The organism is Veronia pacifica (assembly GCF_001707825.1).
GTDB lineage: Bacteria > Pseudomonadota > Gammaproteobacteria > Enterobacterales > Vibrionaceae > Veronia > Veronia pacifica.
Window position 1 is genome coordinate 41,206 of sequence record NZ_LYBM01000020.1, and the last position, 22,430, is coordinate 63,635.

Annotated in this window: 23 protein-coding genes; 10 read left to right on the plus strand and 13 right to left on the minus strand. The window is 42.4% G+C overall.

Annotated features, from left to right (window positions below):
- Positions 1-49 precede the first annotated feature (49 nt).
- Together A8L45_RS11975 and A8L45_RS11980 are read right to left on the minus strand one after the other, a co-directional pair.
- On the minus strand, positions 50-1,627 hold the full coding sequence (locus A8L45_RS11975) for an amidohydrolase (protein WP_175401978.1): 1,578 nt from the start codon (positions 1,625-1,627) through the stop codon (positions 50-52).
- 555 nt (positions 1,628-2,182) lie between these two features.
- The gene (locus A8L45_RS11980) at positions 2,183-2,809 is read right to left on the minus strand and encodes a hypothetical protein (RefSeq protein ID WP_068902536.1); all 627 of its coding nucleotides are present in this window, start codon (positions 2,807-2,809) and stop codon (positions 2,183-2,185) included.
- A 213-nt stretch (positions 2,810-3,022) separates the two neighbouring features.
- On the opposite strand from A8L45_RS11980, the gene A8L45_RS11985 reads away from it, so the two are divergent.
- Together A8L45_RS11985 and A8L45_RS11990 are read left to right on the plus strand one after the other, a co-directional pair.
- Positions 3,023-3,619: a TetR/AcrR family transcriptional regulator gene (locus A8L45_RS11985; protein ID WP_068902538.1), complete on the plus strand. Its 597-nt coding sequence runs from the start codon at positions 3,023-3,025 to the stop codon at positions 3,617-3,619.
- Positions 3,620-3,675: 56 nt separating this feature from the next.
- Positions 3,676-4,548 (plus strand): alpha/beta fold hydrolase, encoded by an 873-nt coding sequence (locus A8L45_RS11990; RefSeq protein WP_068902540.1) that lies wholly within the window; start codon positions 3,676-3,678, stop codon positions 4,546-4,548.
- 54 nt (positions 4,549-4,602) lie between these two features.
- Here the strand turns inward: A8L45_RS11990 and A8L45_RS11995 are convergent, their stop codons facing one another.
- The 3 genes from A8L45_RS11995 to A8L45_RS12005 all read right to left on the minus strand — a co-directional run bounded on the left by A8L45_RS11995 (position 4,603) and on the right by A8L45_RS12005 (position 7,910).
- Positions 4,603-4,989, minus strand: a complete 387-nt coding sequence (locus tag A8L45_RS11995; RefSeq protein ID WP_068902542.1) for a hypothetical protein — start codon at positions 4,987-4,989, stop codon at positions 4,603-4,605.
- A 192-nt stretch (positions 4,990-5,181) separates the two neighbouring features.
- The gene (locus A8L45_RS12000; RefSeq protein ID WP_068902544.1) at positions 5,182-6,525 is read right to left on the minus strand and encodes a TldD/PmbA family protein; all 1,344 of its coding nucleotides are present in this window, start codon (positions 6,523-6,525) and stop codon (positions 5,182-5,184) included.
- Positions 6,525-7,910: a TldD/PmbA family protein gene (locus A8L45_RS12005; RefSeq protein ID WP_068902546.1), complete on the minus strand. Its 1,386-nt coding sequence runs from the start codon at positions 7,908-7,910 to the stop codon at positions 6,525-6,527. Before A8L45_RS12005 ends, A8L45_RS12000 begins: the two co-directional genes overlap by 1 nt.
- 432 nt (positions 7,911-8,342) lie before the next feature.
- On the opposite strand from A8L45_RS12005, the gene A8L45_RS12010 reads away from it, so the two are divergent.
- Positions 8,343-9,863: an amidase gene (locus A8L45_RS12010; RefSeq protein ID WP_068902548.1), complete on the plus strand. Its 1,521-nt coding sequence runs from the start codon at positions 8,343-8,345 to the stop codon at positions 9,861-9,863.
- 87 nt (positions 9,864-9,950) lie between these two features.
- Here the strand turns inward: A8L45_RS12010 and A8L45_RS12015 are convergent, their stop codons facing one another.
- Positions 9,951-10,445 (minus strand): 2'-5' RNA ligase family protein, encoded by a 495-nt coding sequence (locus A8L45_RS12015; protein WP_068902550.1) that lies wholly within the window; start codon positions 10,443-10,445, stop codon positions 9,951-9,953.
- 1,278 nt (positions 10,446-11,723) lie between these two features.
- On the opposite strand from A8L45_RS12015, the gene A8L45_RS12020 reads away from it, so the two are divergent.
- Complete coding sequence (locus A8L45_RS12020) at positions 11,724-12,704, plus strand: CobW family GTP-binding protein (protein WP_068902552.1); 981 nt, start codon at positions 11,724-11,726, stop codon at positions 12,702-12,704.
- 38 nt (positions 12,705-12,742) lie between these two features.
- On the opposite strand, the gene A8L45_RS12025 is transcribed toward A8L45_RS12020, so the two are convergent.
- The 5 genes from A8L45_RS12025 to A8L45_RS12040 all read right to left on the minus strand — a co-directional run bounded on the left by A8L45_RS12025 (position 12,743) and on the right by A8L45_RS12040 (position 15,171).
- On the minus strand, positions 12,743-13,102 hold the full coding sequence (locus A8L45_RS12025; protein WP_068902554.1) for a diacylglycerol kinase: 360 nt from the start codon (positions 13,100-13,102) through the stop codon (positions 12,743-12,745).
- A gap of 138 nt (positions 13,103-13,240) precedes the next feature.
- Positions 13,241-13,822: an HD domain-containing protein gene (locus A8L45_RS12030; protein ID WP_068902556.1), complete on the minus strand. Its 582-nt coding sequence runs from the start codon at positions 13,820-13,822 to the stop codon at positions 13,241-13,243.
- A 67-nt stretch (positions 13,823-13,889) separates the two neighbouring features.
- Positions 13,890-14,483 (minus strand): riboflavin synthase subunit alpha, encoded by a 594-nt coding sequence (locus A8L45_RS12035; RefSeq protein WP_245680713.1) that lies wholly within the window; start codon positions 14,481-14,483, stop codon positions 13,890-13,892.
- Positions 14,468-14,620 carry a hypothetical protein gene (locus A8L45_RS25300; protein WP_245680714.1) on the minus strand — a complete coding sequence of 51 codons (153 nt, stop codon included), beginning with the start codon at positions 14,618-14,620 and terminating at the stop codon, positions 14,468-14,470. The genes A8L45_RS12035 and A8L45_RS25300 overlap by 16 nt, the downstream gene beginning before the upstream one ends.
- A gap of 74 nt (positions 14,621-14,694) precedes the next feature.
- Positions 14,695-15,171 (minus strand): hypothetical protein, encoded by a 477-nt coding sequence (locus A8L45_RS12040; RefSeq protein ID WP_139122373.1) that lies wholly within the window; start codon positions 15,169-15,171, stop codon positions 14,695-14,697.
- A gap of 563 nt (positions 15,172-15,734) precedes the next feature.
- Here A8L45_RS12040 and A8L45_RS12045 point away from each other — a divergent pair.
- The 4 genes from A8L45_RS12045 (at position 15,735) to A8L45_RS12060 (ending at position 18,468) form a co-directional block, all read left to right on the plus strand.
- On the plus strand, positions 15,735-16,418 hold the full coding sequence (locus tag A8L45_RS12045; RefSeq protein ID WP_068902561.1) for an SDR family oxidoreductase: 684 nt from the start codon (positions 15,735-15,737) through the stop codon (positions 16,416-16,418).
- Positions 16,419-16,643: 225 nt separating this feature from the next.
- Positions 16,644-17,060 (plus strand): hypothetical protein, encoded by a 417-nt coding sequence (locus A8L45_RS12050; protein WP_245680715.1) that lies wholly within the window; start codon positions 16,644-16,646, stop codon positions 17,058-17,060.
- A 73-nt stretch (positions 17,061-17,133) separates the two neighbouring features.
- The gene (locus A8L45_RS12055) at positions 17,134-17,595 is read left to right on the plus strand and encodes a GNAT family N-acetyltransferase (RefSeq protein WP_349266998.1); all 462 of its coding nucleotides are present in this window, start codon (positions 17,134-17,136) and stop codon (positions 17,593-17,595) included.
- A gap of 114 nt (positions 17,596-17,709) precedes the next feature.
- Positions 17,710-18,468: a carbon-nitrogen hydrolase family protein gene (locus A8L45_RS12060; RefSeq protein ID WP_068902566.1), complete on the plus strand. Its 759-nt coding sequence runs from the start codon at positions 17,710-17,712 to the stop codon at positions 18,466-18,468.
- A gap of 87 nt (positions 18,469-18,555) precedes the next feature.
- On the opposite strand, the gene A8L45_RS12065 is transcribed toward A8L45_RS12060, so the two are convergent.
- Positions 18,556-19,413: an alkane 1-monooxygenase gene (locus A8L45_RS12065; protein WP_217492157.1), complete on the minus strand. Its 858-nt coding sequence runs from the start codon at positions 19,411-19,413 to the stop codon at positions 18,556-18,558.
- 599 nt (positions 19,414-20,012) lie between these two features.
- Here A8L45_RS12065 and A8L45_RS12070 point away from each other — a divergent pair.
- Positions 20,013-21,062 carry an AraC family transcriptional regulator gene (locus tag A8L45_RS12070; RefSeq protein ID WP_139122374.1) on the plus strand — a complete coding sequence of 350 codons (1,050 nt, stop codon included), beginning with the start codon at positions 20,013-20,015 and terminating at the stop codon, positions 21,060-21,062.
- A gap of 151 nt (positions 21,063-21,213) precedes the next feature.
- Entirely contained in the window at positions 21,214-21,627 is a 414-nt protein-coding gene (locus A8L45_RS12075) for a GFA family protein (RefSeq protein ID WP_068902572.1), read from the plus strand.
- A gap of 152 nt (positions 21,628-21,779) precedes the next feature.
- On the opposite strand, the gene A8L45_RS12080 is transcribed toward A8L45_RS12075, so the two are convergent.
- Positions 21,780-21,983 (minus strand): hypothetical protein, encoded by a 204-nt coding sequence (locus A8L45_RS12080; protein WP_068902574.1) that lies wholly within the window; start codon positions 21,981-21,983, stop codon positions 21,780-21,782.
- Positions 21,984-22,430 lie beyond the last annotated feature (447 nt).

Sequence of the window (22,430 nt, forward strand, 5' to 3'; positions counted from 1 at the left end):
CAGACATCAGCTAGCTTGAAACGTTTGATGTCTGCTGTTGTGACTATTGTTATGCCGAGAAAATTGTCTTCCCTTCCTTTATCGTTTCTAGCACTTTAATGCTGCGTAGCTGGTTTTTTGAGGTGGTGAGTGGATTTTGATCCAAGATAACCATATCAGCATATTTTCCATCCTCAATCGTTCCTTTTGTGGTCTCTTCGAAAGATTGTATTGCCGCATTCACCGTTACTGCCTCTATCGCTTTGTAAGTTGAAATAGCGTGCCACTTACCCAATTCCACGCCATTTTTACTCATTCTGTCCACGGAACTCGCTATTAGCTCAATGATGTTCGGGTCGAGAATGGGTGCGTCAGTGTGAAGTGTGAAAGGCAATTCAAGTTCATTTGCCCATCCCAATGGAGAAAAATTAGATGTTTTCCACGGCCCAATTACGCGGTCATGATATTCATCGCCCCAGTAGTAAATATTGAGCGCAAGAAACGAGGGAATGATCCCCAATTTTTTCATCAACTTTAGCTGACTAAATTCAGTTCCTTTCATATGAATAAGAGAGGTACGGTGGTCGTGAAGACCATATTTGTCAATCGCACCTTCTATGGCAGAGATTGCCATCAGGGTTGCCCTATCAGCATTGCTGTGCGAGATGATTTGAATATGCTTGGAATAGTACTTCTCGACAAATTCATTAAATGAAAATTGATCCAATATTCGCACGCTGGACTGGTGATTGAGAAACTTGTTGTTTTTCAATTTAAGTAGTCTGTCAATTGGCGAATTCATACCCGAATCCGAACTGCCGTCACCAGTAAGTTTTACACCCGCTATTCTCAGTCTATTTATATTTGGTCCAGGCTGTTGCAGTTCAGTGATCACATCAAACTCATTCGAGTTTGGATAGACATTAATATCTATCATTAGCTTTTCTCTGTCTGCCTGTGACTTGAGAAGACGAAATGCGTTAAGGTTTCCTGATGCTTCCTGTGCTGTGGTAATGCCATTTCGCGCGTACATCATTTGTGCCTCAGACAATGCCTTATCGACGACCTCAGTGTCATACACATTGAGATGTGGATAGATCGCAAGGACGGCGGAGCCCTGCAAAAGGCCAGTCAGTTCGCCATTTTTATTGTGCTCAATCAGTCCTTCTTCTGGGCAAGGAGTACCTTTGTGAACACCGAGTAAAGACAATCCTTTACTATTACAAACTGCTTGGTCACCTTTAATTTGCATGATGCAAAAGGGCTGAGTGCGGCTGACGGTATCCAATTCCGCTAACGTGGGGTGTCTGCGTTCCAGTAACTCCAACTCGTCATATCCCCATGCAAAACCCAAAGATTCTTTGTCTTCAAGATTGTCAAGGTGGGTACTCATTGTCGAGAGAATCTCTGATATTTCATCAAACTTGCCATTGGGGCTGGGGAAGAGAAATGGAATGTCTATCAGGTTTACGACTTGACTGATGTGTGAGTGTGCATCGACAAATCCGGGCAGTACTGTTTTTCCATCAAGCAATGTTACTTCTGTGGATTTTCCTGCCAATTGTAGCACGGATGCATTGTCACCGACGGCGAGTATACGGCCATCTTTTATTGCCACAGCTTGCTCTTCTTTTTTTTCGCCAGTCATGGGGATGACGTGACCATTAATAAGAATTCGATCAGCTGTCAGTTGTCCAAAGCTTTGGGCGCTGTGGAAGAGTAAAGAGCAAAGAAGCAAAGAGAGTATACGTGGCATAAATGAGTAAATTAGCAGCATCGGGAGGCGAATTTTACCCAGTAGGACTATCAATTCAACCTAAATATAAATATTTATCAGTTCAGTATTTACAACGTACTTAATAACAGAGATTTAAAAAAATAAGATGACTGAAGATGAGCTCTATTAATATTCAGATGACTCTGAATCTGCTTAGCTTCATCCTATTTCATTATCATTTCGATATAGCGAGGAACGGTGCTTTAATGCTACAGCAAGCTGTCATGATAACAATATGTGTATAGATTTTTGTGCTGGAGTACCTTCTATGAATTATAAAGGTCATATTTGTAAAAATAGTTTAGATAACATAGTTGCAATAGAAACGCCTCAACTATTTTCACTTGATAAACCAGTCTTTTTAACAAAAAATCTTGTGGGTAAAACCTATATTAATTATCAGCCTGACTGTTGTTAGTTTGAATGTTACCTATTTGCCATCGGAACCTCTTGATAAAGGTTCATCAGCGTTTGCTCGGCTCTTTCAGGATCTGGGCTAATAATTGTAAATGGATATGAAACCTCGTTAGGATGGAGCACAACAAACTGATTTACCCTAACATATCCCTCGCAACATCCCACCCGCTTTTCCAGTACTGTTCCCCACTGGTTACCCAGCTCGCTTACCGGGGGTAGTGAAATATACACGATATTTTTGTGGCAAGGCATATTGATATTGTGTTGTCGGAACGACAAGAGAAGAGGGACGTCATGGTCTAATGGCTTACGAGATGTCTGGCTGGTATCGATTAGTTTTGAAGGCATAACTAAAGATAAATATACAACCCTGCCAAACAGCGGTGCCAGTGTATCAACGACGCATTCAGCGGTTTGCTCTCCCTCTAATAGCCAAGTATCCCGCGTCGAATTATCGACGGGTAAACTAAAATCTGGTCGAGAAATCGACAGGTCAGTAACGATTGGCTCTGACATAGTAATGGTGAGGATAGGGTAGCTTTCACCGTTCGCGGGTAAGTAGCGGATACCAGCCGAAGCAAAATGTGCAAAGACTATCAGACAAGAAATAAATATATTCAGGGTAATCCTCAGCACAATAGTCGCTCCTTTTATTGATATTTTTCAGTCTAGTAGCTGCGAATAAATTCTGCGCGAGAAATAACCTGCATCAATCTCCTCCGATAGCCTTTAGAAAGTAATCCATACACAAGCAATTTTGATTTCTGTTGAGATATAAAAAATTATTCTCGACTGAAATCGAACGTTCGTGCTATTTTTATCTCAATTAAGAGATGATGGAATCAAATCTTGAGCAAACAACAAGAAACGAGAAATAGGATTCTTGAGGCTGGCTTCGATATTGCGAGTAACAACGGTTTAGAGAGCCTGACCATTGGCGAGTTGGCTAAACAGGTAGAAATGTCCAAGAGCGGCCTGTTTTCCCACTTCAACTCCAGAGCGAATCTACAAGCTGCTGTCGTTAACTTTGCTGCAGAAAAGTTTGAAGAACGGATTGTGGTGCCTTGCCAAAAATTAACTTATCTATCGGTTGAGCAAAAGCTTCGCGATTTGATCAAAAACTGGTTGGATTGGAATGGTTCATTTCAGGGTAGTTGTTTATTTCTCGATGCCTGGCGAGAGAACAGTCAACCAGATGACGTTGTGCAGGCGGCATTAAAAGGAGTGACTTCTCGCTGGTTGGAATACCTTCACTACCAATTTAACAAAGGTGCCTCTCAGGGAGAGTTCGTGAATGAGCTCGATGGCTGGCAAAAAGTTTATGAGCTTTATGGTCTTTATCTCAGCAGTCATTTGTTCAATAACCTCACATTAGCTGGCAGTAGCCGAGATCGGTTTTGGCAGGGTATTGATGCCTTGTTTGAATCTTGCCGAGCTGACCGTTAAATCCGAAAAGTGAAATCCCTGACTTATCAATTTGCAATGTGTTTAAGGACTCAGTAATGAGCAGTAAAATTTATTTTAAAAATAACAAGCAGCGCTTTGATTTCTCGAAGTTAGTGATCAATCTCGTCAGTCGAACTTGTTTTGCTATCGTACCAAAAATAACAGTTAAATATGCCCGGAAGCTATTCTTAACGCCTGCGCGTAACCAAAGTAAGAATGAAGAGCCTACGGATCTAAAAGTAAAAGACATACAGGGTGATACAGGAAAAATCCGGGTTTATCAGTCTGGAGAAGGACCAGTTTGGCTAATGGTTCATGGATGGTCAGGGTCAGCAAGTCAGTTCTTCCCGTTAATGCAAAAAGTGACCGCAATGGGATATACCGCTGTCGCTTTCGACCAACCTGCGCATGGACAAAGCGAGGGGCAGGAAGCACATATTCCTAATATGATCAGTGCTCTCGAGTCGGTAATTACGCAATATGATGAAATTGAAGGAATCATTGCTCACTCTATGGGAGTTTCCATATCTTTGCATATCATTGAGCAATCTCTGAAAGGTAAGCCATGTTTGTTTATCGCTCCCGCCTTGTTTTACTGGGAAAATGCGATAAAAACAGTTCAGCGCTCGGGAGTGGATCTGCAACTTTACAACGCAGTCATTGAACAAGTATCTAGTGAGTTTGAGTTTGCCCCAGAAGACTTCGACCCTGATCAAAAACTGTTTGAGTTGTCGTCTCCTGTCACTATTGTTCATGACAAAGAAGACAGATTTACCCCATTCGAGGCTTCCCGAAAGGCATCAGACTGCGACCATATTGAGTTAGTTGAGACTGAAAATCTCGGCCATGGCAGGATCCTCAAAAGTGAAGAGGTTGAACGAGCTTTCACATTATTAGCGACCCGTGACCAAGAGCAGGAAATAGCCTGATGCTGTTCCGCAAAACAAAGATACTCTTCCGCCTGATTTTACAATTCGGGCGGGCTAGAGATCATAGACTTTATAACCGCGTTCTTTAAGACAACGACGAAGCACTTTTGCCTGATCTTTTGTTGAATCATTAGCGCCTTTAACTGCTCCCGCACCGCCGCCAATTGCCCCGCCTACAGCGGCTCCTGTAACAGCGCCACCAATACCATCCTCCAATACACCGGATATTGCGCCAATAACAGCACCTGATACCGACGAGTTCGCTGCACCAACTTTGGCAGCCTCACCTTTATCAACCTGTTCAGCCAGTGTTTGGCAGTATTCGAAATCACGTTGATATTGGGCTTCGTCAACACCCTCAAGGTCAACAACTGGCTTTTTATTGTATGCACACGCAGTTAAGACGAGAAGAAGAGCAATGATAGTTAGGATGTGCTTCATTTGGTCACCCGTGTCTTCAATATTATTGCTGATAAGGCTTGTCTTTACTAACACCAAAAGACAAGTGCACCGCATTACTAAAGGCATCTAAAGTAAATGCTATTGATTGGGTGGTCAATAATGAGTGAGGCGAAGTGATATGTGAAGATGAGTAAGAAAGGAGCCCGCGTTACGCAGGCTCATTCACAGATTTTATTCACCAGCAATATTAAGGCCACTGAACCTGATTGTCGGAGAGAAAAAGCTCTTATAACTATTTGGTAATACCACGTCACTGACGGCTTCAATATCCTTCAACATCTGGTAGAAGTTACCTGCCACAGTAATACCACGGACGGCTCTCTCTCTCTTGCCATCCCGACAAAGGAAACCGCTGGCACCGAATGAGAAATCTCCGCTGATTGCATCAGCACCGGAATGTGTTCCCTGTAGCGCTATCAGCTCAAGATATTCGCCACCTGTCACCTCAGCTTCGCTGCTTCTTCCTGGACTGAGCACTTTATGTAAACCGGAAACACTTAGCGGACTCTTCGCAGAGCGACTGGCATTGGCAGTATGAGTAACACCAAAGTGTGCCGCAGTTGCTGAGTTATGCAGTAACCCTACCAGCTTACCATCGGCAATAAGCGATGTATCCTGAGTGGCAAATCCCTCGCCATCAAAGGCGGTGATCGCCATCCCTCCTTCTACATAAGCTTTATCTGTCACGGTCAAGAGGGGACTAGCTACTATCTCTCCCACTTTCTCACGCCATGGGTTGGTTCCCCTCTGTGCAGAGAGGCCAGAAATACACGAGCCAAATGCACCAAACAATTCACTCAGTGAATCGGTATCAAAGATGACAGAGTAAACACCGCTTGAAACCGGACCACCTTCAAGTAAATCACTCGCAACCTGATAGCTTTCATCAATTACTCTTTGTGGCTCAAGCTCAGCAAAGGTACGGGCTATCGTGCCGGTGTAATGCATAGATTGTTTTCCACCCTGATCAATCAAGGTGCTCGTGAAGCACATCAAGTGACGGCTGGAATGATCGCAGCGCATTCCAAGTGTATTAGCCAGTAGAGTCTTATGGCTCGATTCTGAAAAACTGTTGTAAGGTGCTGCCTTTGCCAAAGGCTTATCGAGCACACCTTGTTCAAGTTGCAGAGCGAGCGCAACTTTCTCTTCTGCTGTTGCAGGGTCAGTTTGAAAAATCTCTGGGTTTAACGTGGATATTGGCTCCCCCTCTGCGCGAATTTTCTGAGAAGGATCCGATTTTGTAAATGCAGCGTTTTTCACCGCTTGCGTGACCATTTGCTCTAGGCTTTGTGTTTCAAGTGACTCGGAATAGCTAATAGAAATACTGTCATCTTTAACTACCCTGATACCTATTACCTGACTACCGGAAACTTGATATTCAGATAGCTCGCCACTCTCCGCTTTTAATGAAAATTTTTCGCCAGATTCTGCAATAACATCGGCTTCAACACCGTGCTTTTTTGCCAGTTCGATAACGTGATCAACGGCGTGTTCGAGTTGATTTGACTGACTCATTAGCGGCCACCTCCTACCAGGATGTTATCGACTTTTATTGCAGGCTGGCCAACTGTCGTTGGTACGGAGCCACTGACAGAGCCGCACATACCTGCTGCTAGCTCAAGATCTTTACCGACCATACTGATTTCTTTCAGCACTTTTGGCCCTGTGCTAATCAGTGTGGCTGATTTAAGCGGTTTGGTTATTTGACCGTCTTCAATCAGATAAGCTTCTTGTACTGAGAAGTTGAACTCGCCAGTACCCGGCTGTACCGAACCACCGCCCATCTTGGCGGCAAAAATGCCTTTATCTACACTCGCGATCATGTCTTCTAAATCACTATTGCCTGCTTCAATGTAGGTATTACGCATTCTTGATGCAGGAGCAAACTTATAGTTCTGACGGCGTCCAGAGCCTGTTCTTTCAAAACCCGTTTTGAGGCTGCCCATGTGGTCAACCAGAAAGCCAGTTAATTTACCGTCTTTAATCAACTGCGTGTTTTGTGTTTCCATCCCTTCATCATCAATATTGATAGAGCCCCAAGCGTTGGGGAGAAGACCATTATCGACTGCATTAACCACCGGGTTGGCAATCAACTCGCCCATCTGGTCATGGAATACAGATGCGCCTTTCGCTACTGCTGTCGTTTCGAGTAGGTGTCCACAGGCTTCATGGAAGATCACACCTCCAAAGCCATTACCAATAACGACAGGCAGCTCGCCAGATGGACATGCATCTGCACCTAACTTGACTAGCGCCTGTTTTGCCGTGCGCTGGCCTAGGGCAACGGGATCAATATCCTTATGGAATTCCCAGCCCCTCAATGCGCCCGGGCCCTCAAAGCCGCTTGACTGTTCGCTGCCATCTGCGGCGACGACCGATGACACTACGCGGATGTAGTTTCGGGTGTCCTGAATGTGAAGACCCGTTGAATTGAAAATTTCTACTTGTTGCTCACGTTGGCCTACAACACTGATGGCTTGAGAGATTTTACTGCTCTCGCTTCTCGCACTTGCATCGATTTTTCTGAGGAAGGCTATTTTTTCTTCAACGCTTGGGTCACTGGATAAGTGGAACTCAACCGGGTGTCGGTCATTACCCTGCGCGAGGTTAATAGGGCCTGCATTGGCAATTTGGTCACGTTTATCCTTTGCGCATAGTAAGCTAGTGACTTGTTTCAGCTTTTCTTCTTCTTTGCTGTTGGTATAGCCATAGAGAACTTTATGACCAAAAAAAAGTCGGATGCCGATACCAAAATCGATTCCTGAATTTACTTTATCTACTTCACCACTCAGCAACTCAACCGTGCCAGAATGATGATGTTCCACGAATAGCTCCGCAAAGTCTGCGCCCAAAAACAGTGCATGATCGATCACTGACTTGGCAATGGCAGGATTTAACATGCCTTCCTCCTTTTGTTGAACCCGTATTGTTTTATTTATAAAGCAGCAGGCTTGTTCGACGGGTTAAAACAAACCAATGCTGTGCGTGGTTCGGGCAGTGTCGGCAGCCCTGTACTTATCTACCCCTTGTCGCTGAGTAACACGTAAAGACATGTTAAAAAGCTTGGGACACATATTTCTTAACACGCGTATTCAACAGTATTTTATTATCGTTTCTACCTAAACGTTACCAATATCATCTTGTTATTAGGGTATTTTCCGATATTTTTTTGTGATGCTCCGCAGAACGTAAAAAATATAAATCAATTGCTTTACTCTCACAGCTTGTCAGTACGGTTTAAATGTAGGATGAGGGCAATGACGACCTGAATGCAATAATTGCTGCACTGTCGTCTTCACGTAAATCAAAGATATATTGGTAAAGGACGAGCTATGGATAGAAGTACTGAATCATCCGACCTTTCTCACTCTCCTGTTAATGTCGAAGAGATGACGCTGGATATGATGGCGGCATTAATGAGGGAAGGGAAGATATCATCAGAGTCGTTAGTCACTCAATATATTGAGCGCATCCATCAAATCGATAAAACGGGGCCCTCACTTCATTCGGTTTTGGTTGTCAATCCGCATGCTATTGATGAAGCCAGAGCACTAGACGTTCTCTGGAACTCCGAAAAACCCCTGGGTCCACTCCACGGTGTCCCTGTATTAATAAAAGATAATATTGAAACAGCAGGTCCAATGCCAACAACGGCGGGGGCACTGGCTCTTAAAAATAATGTCTGTTTGCAAGATTCTCCTTTGGTAGCTCAGCTACGTAAAGCCGGTGCAGTGATACTGGGTAAGGCAAACCTGAGCGAGTGGGCAAATTTTAAATCTTTAAAAAGCTCAAGCGGGTTCAGCGAATTAGGCGGGCAGACTAAAAACCCATATTTCCTCGATAGAAATCCATGTGGTTCAAGCTCCGGCTCAGCAGTCTCGGTATCTGCAAATCTCACAACGGTCGCAGTGGGAACAGAAACCGATGGTTCAATTGTCGCGCCAGCTTCACACTGCGGCATTGTTGGAATGAAACCAACTGTCGGTTTAGTGCCGTCAAAGGGCATTATTCCCATCAGTCACAATCAGGATTCAGCGGGACCGATGGCAAGAACGGTTATGGATACTGCACTGCTGTTGAATGCACTCGTTGACCCTAGTCACTCCAAGGCAAGAAAAGACTACGCCGCTTCCCTGCAGTTTGCATCTCTGGAAGGAAAACGTATTGGGATTCCTCAACATGCGGACCGATTCCCTGAAAGTGTTCGCGCTGTATTTGAAGCCGCAGTCGGTAAGATGGAGCAGGCTGGTGCAGAAATAATTAGAGGACTTGAGTTACCTCAGGAGGATAGCCTTGGTGAAGCTGAATTTGAGATTTTGCTTTACGACTTCAAGCATGACCTGAGTGAATATCTCAGTGGAACATCCTCCAGCGTTGAGGTAAAAAATATCGATGAGTTGGTGGCATTCAACTTGGCAAACCCGTCAACGCTAGCGCTCTTTAATCAAGAGTTAATTGAGATGGCCGCGAAAAAGGGAAGCGTAGAGGAGCCTGCCTACCAGGCATCACGTCAGCTGGTTGAAAAATATGGTCGTAAGCAAGGAATAGATGCTTTGTCTACTGACTATCAACTTGATGCACTTATCGCTCCGACCAATACGCCGTCATGGCTGATTGATCATGAAAATGGCGATAATTTTGAAGGTGGCTCGTCTTCACCGTCAGCCATTACTGGATACCCCATCATTACAGTTCCTATGGGGGACACTCAAGGGCTACCCCTTGGTTTATCGTTCTTCAGTGGGGCTTATCAGGAACAAACGCTTCTTGAATTAGCGTATTGTTTCGAAAGATTAATTAACGCGAGAAAAATGCCGGAGTTCATAGCTGTGCATCCAAGCAGCAGAAAGTAAAAATACACACCTTGCCCCTTTAACTAGAGGGGCGAGGAATGTAGACGTGTTATATATGTGTCTATGTTTAGTTTGCGAGCAAAATTTTTAGCCCGAAAGTTCAATGTCTCGGATGAGTTCATCGCCACTTTGCGTTATTTCTAAAACGCTCATTGATGTTACATCGAAAGAGATTGAGTTGTTCAACTCAGTCAATGCTTCAATATTTTCCTGCCATGCAAAAGGGTTTGTCACTCGCCCCACTGTTATATGAGGGATGTAGGTTTGTTTTCGATCGAGCTGACTCTGGAATGGACCTGAATAAAGCATGTCATGCAGCTCTATCAGTTCGTCGTTTCCTTTTTTTATATTTAGAAAAATCAGATCCCCGTCTTGACCGGTAAAGTCTCTGGCAACGACTGAAAAAGGGGAGACGTTGGCTGCTATATTTTCAATGTGTTTTATCGCGTCATTAAGCGATTCCCACTGATGAGGGAAAACGAGGGTGATGTGCGCTTTTGATAGTTCAACAAGTGGATCGATATCTGCCCGTATTGACTCAATTTCGGGAATTGATTCAGGGATGACAGCAACATAATACATATATGCTCCTTCATTACTCGTTTTTATCCATTAGACATCTTAACCTAGAGTGCTTTTCGAACAAATTCTATCGCAGTCATGCAAGCTAATCATCATTGAGATGCATATCGCTTAATTGTGTATTTTTGTTCAGTGATATGTCAGAACAACTTGAAATCAGTAGTTTTGTAAAGCGATGGTTCATCGTGCAAGTGTTAGATTCGTATTTAATCTGAGGGAATACATCTTAAAGTGAGCATTTAATATTTGCTGGCCACATTTTTCACATTTACTGCCGCAGAGACATAAATATATATCCGAGCTGAATTGCTATCAAAATGTGACAAGTGAGGTAGAAAAAGAAAAGGTGATAACGTTTAAGCGTAGCTTAAGAGATCGATGAATAAAAAAACAGTAAGTGTTAGCTTATATAAATATAAACAAACACTTACTTACCTTTATTGAGGTAAAAAATAGCTGAGGCGTATTTCTTAATATGCTGAGACAGAGAAACCCAGCCAAAATAACAACCGCAACGGCTATTTATCGGGAATATACAAGACATCGCTGTTGGTCAGTCACAGTGTAGTGAGATAAACACTGTCACATCACAACTCGGTTGAGTCTTACCTCTATTGAGGTAATGACAAAATCAATTATTCAAGTACCTAAATAAGCATTCAATATCATTATTTCTGTTTCACATAAATTAATGGCACATTTTTAAGTGCCCTCTACAACCCTATTGGTGATTAAAAACGGCAATTTTACAGGGCTGTACGCGACTTCCTTGTTGTTTAACAAGCTCTAAATTAACAACCGGATTGAATATCAGTGAGGTCATAAAGTGACAAATAAGAGTCATCTTATGACACAAATACGATAAAGATTTATACGGCAACAATAGATATATGCACCCTGTATCATTAAAAGGTAAAAAGAAAGATAAACGCCTTGGTCCATATAAAAGGCTTTACCCAAACGTTCAAAAAACACTCAAAATCTGTGATTCAAAAATGCGCGTAATTCGGTACGCTGAGTTAGCGAAAAATGTATTTCAGCCTCTATCTCATTAAAAAAGACAACGAATATGTATAGCATTGAATGGCTTTTCTAGGATGATTTTACTGCCGCTATATTCTTTGATGTCTCTTTTGGATGGAGGTCAGTTCATCTGTAAAGATGTGGCGCGAACACAACGTAAGTCAAGCCTGCTGAATCCTGCATCTCGAGGTTGTTTGGGTATATAATCCACCTGATTCAGATCTTGGTGCCGAAATGAATGATCAAGGATATAAAATGACAAATAAGCTCGAGACTAAAGTGCCCACTAACATCATAACGGGCTTTCTCGGAGTGGGAAAAACGACATCAATACTCTCATTACTTAAATCAAAGCCTGAGGGGGAGAACTGGGCAGTACTGGTAAATGAATTTGGTGAGGTTGGAGTCGATGGCGCTTTCCTCAGTGAGCAAGGGGCGATAGTAAGAGAAGTGCCAGGCGGATGCATGTGTTGCGTTGCCGGCTTACCTATGGCTGTTGGAATCAATGCTTTATTGGCTCAAAAGCCAGATAGGTTACTTATTGAACCAACAGGACTTGGTCACCCTAAGGATATCATTGGTAAATTACTCTCAGAGCATTATGAGAAATATATCGACCTTAGAGCAACCTTGACTCTCGTTGACCCACGAAACTTCTCAAATCAGAAATATACAGATAATCAAAACTTTATAGATCAGATTAATTTGGCTGACGTGCTGATTGCGAACAAAGTAGATTTGTGTAGTGACAGTGATGTTGCGGCGTTTGACAAATGTGTGTTTGATTCAGAAATACCCAAGCTGGCTAAAGGTTACGTTGAGCAGGGTACACTAGACCCGCTTTGGCTTGATTTACCGAGAAAAAATCGTGATGCAGCATTTGGTCATCACCATGCACACAATGATGAGATGCCTGCTTTTGAACTGGAACCTGGCGAACGCTTCGCGAGACGCGAAAATGAAGGGCAGGGGTACAAAAGCTGCGGCTGGGTGTTTTCGCCCAGTGTAACGTTTCCTTTCGACGCTCTCTATGGGCTTTTCGGAAACCTCAATGCAGAGCGAGTTAAAGCGGTTGTGAAAACGGATAACGGTGTTTTTGCATTCAACATTGTTAATCAGGTCGTCTCAGTTAACGCACTGAGTCTTGATGGTATCGAGTCTAAAATCGAGGTTATTGATAAGGATGCGCTCCCTTGGGATGAGCTGGAAGACATTCTGTTGTCGTTTATTGCTTAGTGGTGACCATAAAACACTTGTCCATGGTCACCAGCATGTTAGAAAAAGATAATACCGACCCAGACTATAACGACCAGTAGCAACGACATGAAAACAGCGGCAGAGCCAATGTCCTTGGCTCTGCCGCTAAGTTCGTGGTGCTCAGGTCCAATTCTATCGATGGCAGCTTCAATCGCCGAGTTGAGCAGTTCAACAATGACTACAATAAATAAGCTGCTCACCATCAGCAGTTGTTCAATATGGCTCACTGGAAGAAAAAAAGTCACACCGGTAAGACAAACAAGAAGAGCTAACTCCTGACGAAAGGCGGCCTCGTTTTTCCACGCAGCCTTCAGACCTTTCATTGAGTACCCTGTAGCGTCAATAATACGCTTTAGCCCTGTGGCGCCTGGTTTCATTTGCTATTCGCCTATGTAATAACCTGAACGATGAGTCTACTTCATGATCGTGAAGCCAAGACACAGGTCGTATGACAAATAGATAAGCAAATCACATCTATGGCAACAAAGTTGATGAGAAAAAACGCCCTAATATAGTTATTTCAGTATCCCTGCTTCCACAGCCTCGTTTAGTTGTTCTTCTAAAGCCAACCAGAGTGTCTGACTACCGTTACCGATTCGCTTTTTATTAAGATTAAAAACCTGTTCTTTGGAAATATTATGTTTTTTCCAACTATGGCCTTCATCATGTAGGTTATGGATCAGCGGTGGCACCCTGTCTATTGCTTTAGCAAATTTCGCATCTGCAGAATCACCGGTCTCAAATTCATCCCACAGCATTAGCCACTCCTCTCCCATATTGTCTGGAAGCAATGCCAGCAAGCGTATCATGCCATTTCTTTCTTTGTTTTTGTTCGCTGAGGTTTCACTGTCATAGATAATAATGTCATCTGCATCAATCTCACCCAAATCGTGAATCAATAACATTTTCACTACTCGCTCAATGTTAACTTCATCATTGGCGAAGTCCTTCAACATTAAGGCAGAAATGGCAACATGCCAGCTGTGTTCGGCTGAATTTTCATAACGCTTTAGTCCGACCGGTCGTGATTTACGGAGGACATTCTTTAGTTTTTCAATTTCGGTGAGAAAGGTAAGCACTTGAGTGATTGGTTGCAAGGTATAGCCTCATGTTGTCTTTAGATGAGTAATCGCTGAGAGTGTATTTATCTGGAATGAAGAGCGGTCAATATTTGGACGTGCTGTTAAGACCGAGAATTTTCTTCGCTGATGTTGAGCCGAGCGATTGAATATCAATATCGTGCTGGTCCATTAATTTTTTGAAAGCAGGCAGTAGATCTTTGAACTGCTCTTCTAATGTTGCTTTGACTGTGTCAACAACAACCTGAGTACCACGCTCAATCTCCACATTGATTTTATCCCCCTTCTCTTTATGCCCAAAGACAGTCACATTACGTGTTTCAGGAATTAGCCAAACTTGAAACCATCCTTGTTTTTTATCCACGTCTGAAATTGTCAGGCTTGCACCATTGAGGGCGATATAGCCTTTGGGAAATATATAAGGCTGCCACTGTTCTTCCAAAGCAAGCGTCAGGCAATAATTGTTACCTACATTTTCAATAGACTCGATGCTGGTATGAAAATCAATATGACCAGACAGCGGGTGGCCACCAATTTCTGCCCCGTCTTTTGCTGCACGCTCAGCATTCACTCTTGTACCAACGGTATAATTACCCAGTGTAGTGATCCTGATGCTTTGTAAGATAACGTCAAACTTTACTCTGTTATTGTGTAGGATCTCGGTTACTGTAAGGCACACGCCATCAATTGATATGCTCGCGCCAATTCAAGCTGTTCACAAAAGCCCTCTGGAAAAGCGATGACGAAGGTTCTTACCTGCTGAATGTCAGATACTTTTTCTATGACTGCGATTGTTTGGACGATCCCGGTAAACATAGTGTCTCCTATCCTGAAGTGACATGTGAGTCAGAGCGACAGTGAAAAGGCATCCTGTCGCTGTATAGGTGGGTTTATAAATGTATGAGTGCGAGCTGCGTTGAATGAACAAGCTCTGCGTGCCTTAGGCGGGTTCTTATTTCAAGGGCTTCCTTTAGTTTGCGTTTAGCTAAATTCTTTTTACCCTGCTCAACAAGAGATTTGCCGTGATGTTGAAGTGCAAAACTTCTCTCGAGTTCATCCGCTATTTCTAAAGCCTGCTCAAAAAAATCATCCGACTCGCAATATCTGCTGAGATACTGTAACGAAGTCGCTGTGAGATGACAGGACCAGAATTTATTGCGGCGGTTCTCTGAAGAATAAAAAACAGATTTAGCGATCTTAAGCGCTGGTTTAGGCAGACCAATTACTCGAAGATGATCTGCAACTTTAATTGCCTGCCATTCTCTAAGGGTTGTGTCACGTTTGATGTAGGCAAAGACCCATATGAGGGAACGGAAGAACAAGCCTTTGATATGGCAAAACGAAAAAGTGTCTCTTTGATAACACAAAATAAAGCCCCACTTTAATTTTTTGATGCTGGACCACAGGGTTGTGGTTTCGTGGCTGCAATCATATCAATAGCGGTAATCTGTGCTAGTTGACGAAGAAACTTTGACGAGCCACTTCACTTTTTTCATACCTACTATTTTTAATCATCATGATGATACCAATGAATAATTGCGATAGAAATCACGCTAGGGTGTTCGTGGATTTTTGAGGTATTCATTTTCAGTGGGTTTAAAGGATAAAACTCATACGCCCTAGCTTATGCTCTTAATTAATCGTCTAAACATATAACCGACCTAAATTTATATATCACTTAAAATGAAATATTCGTTTTATTTCTTTGTGAATTTTAATATTGTTAATTACCACAAATTAAATGATGATTTATTGACATATTGTTTTTAACTATACCTGATTATTATTTATTTTATCATCATGACTTTATTAATTAATATACTTAGGCATAATATATTAATCATTCTTATCAAAGTAAAATGAATGTTTTACTTTTCTCAGGATGTAATAAAAATATCAATTAATAATTTTTATAATTAGGAAAATGAAAATGGAAACAGTACTTATTACAGGAGCCTCCAGAGGTATTGGCTTGGAACTCACTCGACAGTTTCTCAGATTGGATTATCGGGTTATATCCACATATCGTGGCCAACCTTCGGAGCAACTCAACAGTTTACTCTCTCATGATGCACTGACGCTCTATGAGCTGGAAGTCACCGATGATAGTTCAATCAATGAATTAGTCGCTCGTTTAGGCTCGTCAAAAATAGATATTCTCATCAATAACGCAGGGGTACTGGGATCAACAGAGCAGGCGTTGAATACAGTTGAAGTCAATGACTGGCTGAATACCTTTGCAACAAATACTATTGCGCCACTTATGGTCAGCCGTGCACTTGTAGCTTCAATGGCACGTTCTGAAAATCCGCGAATCATTACTATTTCTAGCCAGATGGGCTCCCTCGAAGATGATGGCCCGGCCATGTACGCGTATCGAAGTTCAAAAACAGCGGTTAACAAAGTCATGCAGTTGTTGTCTTTGGAGCAAGAGCACACAGCTCTAACAGTATGCTCTGTTCACCCGGGATGGGTAAAAACAGATATGGGGGGTGAAGATGCAGATATCACAGCTGAACAGAGCGCATCAGGTATTGCAGACGTTATTAAAAACCTTACCAAAGAACAAAATGGTACGTTTCTATCCTGGCAAGGAAAAGAAATACCTTGGTAAATACCAACAATGGGGAGGTTTAGAAAACGTTGAGGATATAAAAATAGCTTAATTTTTACATCTTCTATTTAACTCTTGGATCTACTCGTCAGATAACGAGCGTTGTTCATTAAAACAGTCTGTTATGCTTTGAAAATATGAAGGATATGGCTCCGTATTGCGGGCCATATCAAATCAATTATTGCCGAACAACAAAGCATACTTCAGAGCGTTTTCTTGATGAGAATGACAGTATTGAACAATATTTACCTGAGGTTTAGCTCTTTTATCGATGTCATGGAGACATTAGACCCCCAAATTCTCACCAAGCAACTAGATGTATCTAAAAGTAAATCGGTCGGTGAGCATATGTGGTGTCTTGTTGGTGCGCGAGAAAGCTATGCGCGCGCTATTATCGTTGGACATTGGGATGGATTTTCATGTTCATTGGAAAACAGCAAGGATCTAAATCAGATAATTGAGAAGTTGAAAACATCCGGGCAAGTATTCAAAGATGCGGTGGATTCCGTTTCTGATTGGACTGAAGAGAGAGATAACTTACTTGTTCACTTACTTGAGCATGAGTCAATGCATGAGGGGCAACTGATTCGTCATATCTTTGCTCTTGAGAAAGATGTGCCTAAATCAGTCAAATGGGCTTGAGAATATATTTTGCTAATAAAAATTTAATGCGAAGATTTTATTCCGATAATTACGAGCTAATAAAGAGTGTTGGATGATTCAAATACAGATTAGAAAAGCAATACCGAGTGACGCCGACATTATCCTTGAGTTAATTAAAGCCAAGGCCAATTTTGATTGGGAAATGAAAAGATCGATGGGTGAACTTACGACCTCATTAGAGAAGATAAAGAACACACTTTTTAACGAATCGCCATTTGCCCACGTGTTCCTTGTTGAGGAGAAGAATAAGGTGGTCGGTTTTGCGCTCTACCATTTTCAGTATTCCTCATTCAAAGGCCAACCTTCTGTGTGGCTCGATGACTTGTTTATTTCGGGCAACCAGCGTTCAAAAGGGGCGGGCGCAGCGTTAATGCAAACCATCAAAGAAGAGGCATGCAGCAAAGATGCCAGCCATATCGGTTGGTTTGCTAACGCGAATAATCATCGGGCACAAAAATTTTACGACGCACTTGGCGCTGAGGTAGATGAAGCCAGAGATAACTCTCTTCGATAGAAGTGGTGCTTATAAACGCCTTTGGTGTGATGAAGAATTAACGTTTGATAATAAACTGAAGTGAATAATTTGTGTTCAGACGGTAGAGCCCTTTGACACTCTGAAGGATGAAAAATGAAACTAGGGATTGTTCAAATGCCGATGGCATGGACTGTCGAAGAAAATACTCAGTTTATTTGCAAGACGATTCAACAACACGCCCACCTTGATGGGCTTATCTTCCCAGAGTTAAGTATCAGCGGCTTTCATCGCAAAATAGTCAGAGAATCAAAGCCTGACAAAATTCGTAAGTCATGCGATGAAATTGCAGAAGCGAGTGCTCAGAATCAGATATTGGTTTTTGCTGGCGCACCATTAATAGAAAGCGGCCTACTACGTAACAGTTATCTGGTCTTTGACAGAGGCTGTGTTCGTCATCAATGGCATAAAGTGGGTCTTACAAATAGCGAGGCAACAGTGTTCGAGCCTGCTTATCGTCGTGATATTTACCGACATGAGTCGATATCTTTTTCCGCACTGATTTGCCGCGAGGCAAGTGACGTCTCTTGGTTCGTCAACGAGTTTAAGCAGGATAAGCCCGATATTATTTTATGGCCCTGTTACATAGGGCAGTGGAGCACGCAGCCTGATGCGGATAGTTCTGCATTCGAGTCTGGTGTCAAATGGATCGCACAACAACTTGGCTGCTATGTATTGCAATGTAACTGGCCCCAGTCCTTAAATGAACCAGATAGTACCGGGCTGGGAGGTAGCAAAGTGGTCGCACCGGATGGACGAAACGTAGCACTCATGCCCTACGGCCACGCGTGCGTTGGTATCTTTGATTCAACAAACAACGATATGACGATCGGTGATTTCGACCATGCGCCCTGATATGTCTTACTCAGACAACCTTATTGGCTGTCTGAGTTGATGTTACTTTTGGTCAAATATGCTTTATTACTTTGCGGGGCTTATCAGTCAGGGTGTCGCAATGGGTTGCAATTTGTGACTTTCGGCGACCAGCTCTGGAATTCCACTCGCTGCGTTAGCTTCACTGGCAAGTTCCTTCTCTCTGTCAGATGCATAACGTCTGTCCCAATCCAATACTTTTGGTGTCATGAGTTTGTGCCAGAGTGGAGGTATGAGTGTAATTAAGATGGTAGATAGGTAGCCGCCCACCATCATAGGGGCATCGCTCATCGGTTTCAGATCCTGATAAGGGACTTCTCCCTGCGCATGGTGATGTGAGTGGCGAGTAAGATTAAACATTGCCCACGAGCTGATGCGTTTATTCGTGTTCCATGAGTGATGTGGTCTTACTGGTGTTTTGGGATCTCTCACTAATCCGTAGTGCTCCATATAATTGACAATTTCGAGCAGTGCTTTACCGCCCAGACCAATCGTGATGAAGTACAACGCGCACTCCAAACCGCCGAAAATATAGAAAAATGCCAGAACAGAGAAGCTCATGAGCTGACCACGTAAAAAGATGTTGTGGTGTGAAAAGAGTGGAAGTTTCTTGCGACTCAGCCTTTTTTTCTCAATTTCCCAGGCGCTTACATTTCCTTCCCACGACGAGATAAGAATGTGTGAATAAACACTTCTCCCTCTCGGCGCTGTTGCTGGGTCATTAACTGTTGCAGCGTATCTATGGTGTCCATAAACATGCTCAATTGAGAAGATGGTGTCAAAGCTCAATGCCAGTAACCACCTTCCTATCAGCAAAGATGTTTTATCGCGAGTTCGGTGAACCAGTTCATGAGCTGGAATTGTTGCGACCATGCCAACCATCAATATAGCAACAAGTATGATAGCTGACTGTTCTGCTAACCCCATTAGCTCGCGTCTCTCAAATAAGTCGAGTCCGAACACATTCAATATGAATTGCCCAAAACCCAATATGTCTCTGTCGCTAAACATCCACGCAGACGAAAAAATTAATAAATATATAAGAGGAAGAGACAGCCATAAATTAAAGGTAAGAAGTTGTGGCTTCTGATATTTTGGTACTGAAAGGTCATCTCCGGACAACATATCTCCAACAGAATAAATAAGTATTATGCTTACTGCTCCTCCAATAATAAATTCCTCTCCGAGAAGAAGGCATGTTAAAGCCATGAGACTAGTAATATGAAATGAATAAAACTTAAGGTAATGAAAAATAATCATATCAACTTCTCTGTCCTGTTGATTATTAATGCTTTTGATGGTTACTCACAGAAATCCAGTATTCCACGATTAATGCCTGATCTATTTACGAGTCTTTTTTCTCAAAAATGATATTAATTTTTAATTTGTAAATTAATATCCCGCTTCAAGTTGTTGGTGTTTTGATTTGCTATCCATACTTACGTTGAGTGTAAACGTTCTCTTATGAAGCTAGCAGTGGTGCCTGATCCTGAATAGGGCATCAATAGACAGATAAGGGACAGTAATTGACAGCGACTATGATAGATAAATTGACGCAGTTTCCAGTGACGTATTTATGTTTCGTCGATAAACAATTGAAAAGTATGGGGCTGAATATTGATTCAGCCTTGAGGCGCTATGGGTTAAATCCCAATGAACTCGAAAAGCACGATGAAGAATTTACGACGGAAACATTTTTTAAATTAATGGATGAGGCAGTTCACGTTGCAGAGCACCCTCAGATGGGGCTGCTGATAGGCCAACAGATGAGACTGAATGCTCATGGTGCACTCGGGTTTGCTGCTCTTAATTGCGAGAACTTTTGGCAGATCCTAGAGCTGGCAGAAAAATTTGTGTCTGCCAGAACAGGGCACATCTACTCAATGACACATCGTGAAAGAGGGGAAAAAGTAGAAATCGTCATTCATGTAAACACAGACATCATAGATCCAATGGTGAGAAATTCGCTGCTAGAAGCGTTTGTTGTCGCTCTGTACAACGTGATGAGCGAAACGTTTACAGATTCATTGCCTGATATTTCTGTTCACTTCGACTTTCCCGGGGTGACAAACGGGATAGAAAATAGCGTATTTGATTGCAGCGTAATTTATGGCAGCGCATATTGTGGACTGATGACCACTAAAGCCTCAATGGAACAGAAAATCAAGACCTCATATCCGGGCAGTTTCCGTGAGGCGAATAAAATGTGTGAGAGAGAGCTCGAATGTTTCACTGATCCTCACTCATTGGCTAATAAGGTCGAACAAAAGCTAGAAAATGCCAATCTCAATGACTTTGGATTAAATGAAATGGCGTCAGTTTTTAACATGTCGCCAAGAAGCTTTCACCGTCGTCTGCAAGATGAAGGTATGACATACAAAACCATCGTTGAAAGTGTTCGTCACCAAAAGGCGACTGAAATGCTTCGTAGTGAGCATTTGAGTATTCAGGAAGTCGCTTATAACCTTGGATACAGTGATCCAGCAAGCTTTCGCCGCGCATTCAGACGATGGGAAAATATGTCTCCCATGGAATACCGTGAATCATTACAGATCAAACATCGGCATTACACCTGATGCTGATAGTAGTCGATTAAATCTCTAAGCTGCTTACACATGGAATGTTTTTGCGGCTCACTCTTTGGTTAAAAGTCTGCGAGAACGACAATAGTGTTAAATACTGTCAGCGTTGTGAAATACTACTCAAGGATTGCCAAGAGGAGTATTTATGTCTTTGAATCTGAAAACAGTTGATGGTGTACAAATTAATCGCGAACACAAAGCGACCTGTCATTGTGGTTCGGTAGAAATGTTGTTGTCCTTGCCTGACGGCTTAGTTGACATTCGACGCTGTGACTGCTCAATGTGTAGAAGGCGCGGTGCGATTGTGTCTTCAATAACACTCGACGCGATAAAAATCACCAAAGGACAAGATTTATTAAGCCTTTATCAGTTTAATACTCATACAGCTAAACACTTTTTCTGCTCACGCTGTGGTATTTACACTCATCATCAAAGACGTTCCAATCCTAATCAATATGGGGTAAACGTCGCTTGTCTCGAGGGTATAAACCCTCTGAAAATCGAAGGCGTCGTCACTAATGACGGGGTGAATCACCCTGCGGACAGGTTCACTGAATGATACACATCAGATAGGTAGTAATGCCTTGTATAGGTATTAGTGGCTTGGTGTTGGATTGTATGTGACTATTTGAATACGAAATGTTTGGCGATCCCTTTGATTGCCATTCGTCAATGGTTCAAAGGGATATCAGCGCTTAATTAGAAAAGTACCTAGCTGTTAACTTGCAGACTCCGTTCGTTTTTTCTGTCGTTTCGCTTATTTTTGTTGAGCTCTATCGTGTATGCGGCAATAAGTGCACTTAGGTCGTTAATATTGATATTGGTTTCTACCTCATGATCAATACCACTTGTTACTTTCTTTTTTAGTCTCTCTAAAATACGGCGCATTTCATCCGTATCTGTGTTGATGCCCATTCCTATTACCTTCCGGCCGTGTTAAAAAATAGCCAATTAAGCTATTGATTATAGTGGTTATTCTCTTTCTGTCATTTAAAAAGATCAAGTCTTGACAACAAGGGTGATTATCATGATTTTTTGTTGAACACTGGTCTATTTACTGACCACTTAACTTGTCAAAGTCATGTCGGATAGTGCCACTCGCTTTGTCTTGCCTTATATCCCTCAATTCCCCAGAAATACATCCTCAGCGAGCATGAAGAGTGTGTATCACAATCTTGATTAGACTTTTTACTTGAACTTTTCATGACAAGCCTATCTAGACAAGTTTGGCAACTTATCTAGATAAATAAGCTTATTATCAGTGGCTCAAAGCACTTGGTTGATCGCAACCTTTTTGATGAAAGGCTCAAATGCAATCATTTTGAAAATTCTCCGTTATAAAAGCGAAATATTTTGCTTGCA